This is a genomic window from Streptomyces narbonensis (assembly GCF_014649015.1).
Taxonomy (GTDB): Bacteria; Actinomycetota; Actinomycetes; order Streptomycetales; family Streptomycetaceae; genus Streptomyces; species Streptomyces narbonensis.
On sequence record NZ_BMSF01000042.1, the window covers coordinates 1 to 4678 of the forward strand.

Here is a 4678-nt window from a genome sequence, read left to right on the forward strand (position 1 = left end):
CGTCAAGGAATTTTTTTATAGTGGGACATTGCACCAAGGAAGTAACTTGATACGTCGTGGGTGAATGGGTCTGTTTTCTTATTCGGCGGGGTAATACATTTTTGGGGGAAGTTTGTCTGTCTGACGCGCCATATGTAGGTACGCCAAAAAGGGCTCCTCTACTTCGAAGCGCGAGGTCGTATACCTAATAAGGAAATGTAATTTATAACTTTTTATTATATTGGTCTTTTCGAGAGCGGAACGTAGGTCCATGTTTAAAGTATCCAAGAGAATATCCACGAAGCGGCTGAGCAACGAACAGAATCCTGGTTCTCCTCGACTAAGCAGATAGTTAAGATACTGTGCACCATGGAAATTGAAAACGAAAGTACGTACCGACTACTTTATTTTTGCAGGCCGGAAATCAAGCGATGAATGAGACATCCTTCTGCTTTCTATGTTGTGCTTGAAGGGGACAGACAGTCGCTTATCTTAGTGAGATTTCTTACTAACTGAATTTACTTTGCTGCTGCTAGAGATTTGCACCTGCATAGCGCAGATTCTGCATCTTCTCAATAGCTTAATTATTACATTCTTAGATGATGATAAGACGGAAACTGGACAATCTTTTGTTTATATTGATGGATTTCTTGTCAAAAAGCATAACAATCAACATACTATTGTTAATTTCGAAACTTACAAAAATAAAATGAAAGTTTCCGATAGGCGTAAGTTTGAAAAAGCAAACTTTGACGAGTTTGAGTCGGCTCTAAATAACAAAAACGACTTGGTACATTGTCCCTCAATAACTTTATTTGAATCGATCCCCACGGAAGTGCGGTCATTCTACGAAGACGAAAAGTCTGGCCTAATCAAAGTGGTAAAATTCAGAACTGGTGCAATGGATAGGAAAAGGTCTTTTGAAAAAATTGTCGTTTCCGGCATGGTCGGGAAAAATGTACAAAAGTTCCTGACGTTTGTTGAAGACGAACCAGATTTCCAGGGCGGACCAATCCCTTCAAAGTATCTTATTCCCAAGAAAATCAACTTGATGGTCTACACGTTGTTTCAAGTGCATACTTTGAAATTCAATAGAAAGGATTACGATACCCTTTCTCTTTTTTACCTCAACAGAGGATACTATAATGAGTTGAGTTTCCGTGTCCTGGAACGTTGTCACGAAATAGCGAGTGCCAGGCCGAACGACAGCTCTACGATGCGTACTTTCACTGACTTTGTTTCTGGCGCACCTATTGTAAGGAGTCTTCAGAAAAGCACCATAAGGAAATATGGGTACAATTTGGCACCCTACATGTTCTTGTTACTACACGTAGATGAGCTATCGATTTTTTCTGCATACCAAGCAAGTTTACCTGGCGAAAAGAAAGTCGACACAGAGCGGCTGAAGCGTGATCTATGCCCACGTAAACCCATTGAGATAAAGTACTTTTCACAGATATGTAACGATATGATGAACAAAAAGGACCGATTGGGTGATGTTTTGCATGTGTGCTGCCCAAGTTGAGAAGAGATACTAACAAAATGACCGCGGCTCTCAAAAATAATTGACGAGCTTACGGTGATACGCTTACCGTTATCCAGAGCTACAGCGCAACGTATACGTCGACGATACAACAAGAACGGTTCATCGGAGCCTCGACTAAAGACGCTTGACGGACTCACTTCCGAGCGCTGGATTCAATGGTTAGGCCTTGAAAGCGACTACCATTGTTCATTCTCTAGTACTCGGAATGCGGAAGACGTAGTGGCAGGTGAGGCGGCGAGTTCAGATCATCATCAAAAAATTTCAAGAGTAACGCGAAAAAGGCCCCGAGAGCCCAAGAGTACAAACGATATCCTCGTCGCAGGCCAGAAACTCTTTGGCAGCTCCTTTGAATTCAGGGACTTGCATCAGTTGCGCTTATGTCATGAAATATACATGGCAGACACACCCTCTGTGGCAGTACAGGCCCCACCGGGCTATGGTAAGACGGAGTTATTTCATCTCCCCTTGATAGCACTGGCGTCTAAGGGCGACGTGGAATATGTGTCGTTTCTGTTTGTACCGTACACAGTGTTGCTTGCTAATTGCATGATCAGGTTGGGCCGACGCGGTTGCTTGAATGTGGCCCCTGTAAGAAACTTTATTGAAGAAGGTTGCGATGGCGTTACTGATTTATACGTGGGGATCTACGATGATCTTGCTAGCACTAATTTCACAGACAGGATAGCTGCGTGGGAGAATATTGTTGAGTGCACCTTTAGGACCAACAACGTAAAATTGGGTTACCTCATTGTAGATGAGTTTCACAACTTTGAAACGGAGGTCTACCGGCAGTCGCAATTTGGGGGCATAACTAACCTTGATTTTGACGCTTTTGAGAAAGCAATCTTTTTGAGCGGCACAGCACCTGAGGCTGTAGCTGATGCTGCGTTGCAGCGTATTGGGCTTACGGGACTGGCCAAGAAGTCGATGGACATCAACGAGCTCAAACGGTCGGAAGATCTCAGCAGAGGTCTATCCAGCTATCCAACACGGATGTTTAATCTAATCAAGGAGAAATCCGAGGTGCCTTTAGGGCATGTTCATAAAATTTGGAAGAAAGTGGAATCACAGCCCGAAGAAGCACTGAAGCTTCTTTTAGCCCTCTTTGAAATTGAACCAGAGTCGAAGGCCATTGTAGTTGCAAGCACAACCAACGAAGTGGAAGAATTGGCCTGCTCTTGGAGAAAGTATTTTAGGGTGGTATGGATACACGGGAAGCTGGGTGCTGCAGAAAAGGTGTCTCGCACAAAGGAGTTTGTCACTGACGGTAGCATGCAAGTTCTCATCGGAACGAAATTAGTGACTGAAGGAATTGACATTAAGCAATTGATGATGGTGATCATGCTTGATAATAGACTTAATATTATTGAGCTCATTCAAGGCGTAGGGAGACTAAGAGATGGGGGCCTCTGTTATCTATTATCTAGAAAAAACAGTTGGGCGGCAAGGAATCGTAAGGGTGAATTACCACCGATTAAGGAAGGCTGTATAACCGAACAGGTACGCGAGTTCTATGGACTTGAATCAAAGAAAGGAAAAAAGGGCCAGCATGTTGGATGCTGTGGCTCCAGGACAGACCTGTCTGCTGACACAGTGGAACTGATAGAAAGAATGGACAGATTGGCTGAAAAACAGGCGACAGCTTCCATGTCGATCGTTGCGTTACCGTCTAGCTTCCAGGAGAGCAATAGCAGTGACAGGTGCAGAAAGTATTGCAGCAGTGATGAGGACAGCGACACGTGCATTCATGGTAGTGCTAATGCCAGTACCAATGCGACTACCAACTCCAGCACTAATGCTACTACCACTGCCAGCACCAACGTCAGGACTAGTGCTACTACCACTGCCAGCATCAACGTCAGGACTAGTGCGACTACCACTGAAAGTACCAACTCCAACACTAGTGCTACTACCACCGAAAGTACCGACTCCAACACTAGTGCTACTACCACCGAAAGTACCGACTCCAACACTAGTGCTACTACCACTGCTAGCACCAACTCCAGCACTAATGCCACTACCACTGCTAGCACCAACTCCAGCACTAATGCCACTACCACTGAAAGTACCAACGCTAGTGCCAAGGAGGACGCCAATAAAGATGGCAATGCTGAGGATAATAGATTCCATCCAGTCACCGACATTAACAAAGAGTCGTATAAGCGGAAAGGGAGTCAAATGGTTTTGCTAGAGAGAAAGAAACTGAAAGCACAATTTCCCAATACTTCCGAGAATATGAATGTCTTACAGTTTCTTGGATTTCGGTCTGACGAAATTAAACATCTTTTCCTCTATGGTATTGACATATACTTCTGCCCAGAGGGCGTATTCACACAATACGGATTATGCAAGGGCTGTCAAAAGATGTTCGAGCTCTGTGTCTGTTGGGCTGGCCAGAAAGTATCGTATCGGAGGATGGCTTGGGAAGCACTAGCTGTGGAGAGAATGCTGCGAAATGACGAGGAATACAAAGAATACTTGGAAGACATCGAGCCATATCATGGGGACCCTGTAGGGTATTTGAAATTTTTTAGCGTAAAAAGGGGAGAGATCTACTCTCAGATACAGAGAAATTATGCTTGGTACCTGGCCATTACTAGAAGAAGAGAAACAATTAGTGTATTGGATTCGACAAGAGGCAAGCAAGGGAGCCAAGTTTTCCGCATGTCTGGAAGGCAGATCAAAGAGTTGTATTATAAAGTATGGAGCAACTTGCGTGAATCGAAGACAGAGGTGCTGCAGTACTTTTTGAACTGGGACGAAAAAAAGTGCCGGGAAGAATGGGAGGCAAAAGACGATACGGTCTTTGTGGAAGCGCTCGAGAAAGTTGGAGTTTTTCAGCGTTTGCGTTCCATGACGAGCGCTGGACTGCAGGGTCCGCAGTACGTCAAGCTGCAGTTTAGCAGGCATCATCGACAGTTGAGGAGCAGATATGAATTAAGTCTAGGAATGCACTTGCGAGATCAGCTTGCGCTGGGAGTTACCCCATCTAAAGTGCCGCATTGGACGGCATTCCTGTCGATGCTGATAGGGCTGTTCTGCAATAAAACATTTCGGCAGAAACTGGAATATCTTTTGGAGCAGATTTCGGAGGTGTGGTTGTTACCACATTGGGTTGATTTGGCAAACGTTGAAGTTCTCGCTGCAGATAAC

At 44.6% G+C, this 4678-nt stretch carries 2 protein-coding genes; both read left to right on the forward strand.

All coding sequences use genetic code 11. The features are described 5' to 3' along the window. Positions 1-502 precede the first annotated feature (502 nt). Positions 503-1504, forward strand: coding sequence for a hypothetical protein (locus IE124_RS36135; RefSeq protein WP_189513816.1), 1002 nt, complete (start codon positions 503-505; stop codon positions 1502-1504). A 240-nt stretch (positions 1505-1744) separates the two neighbouring features. Then, a partial coding sequence (locus IE124_RS36140; protein ID WP_502266936.1) for a DEAD/DEAH box helicase occupies positions 1745-4678 on the forward strand: 2934 nt, incomplete at its 3' end.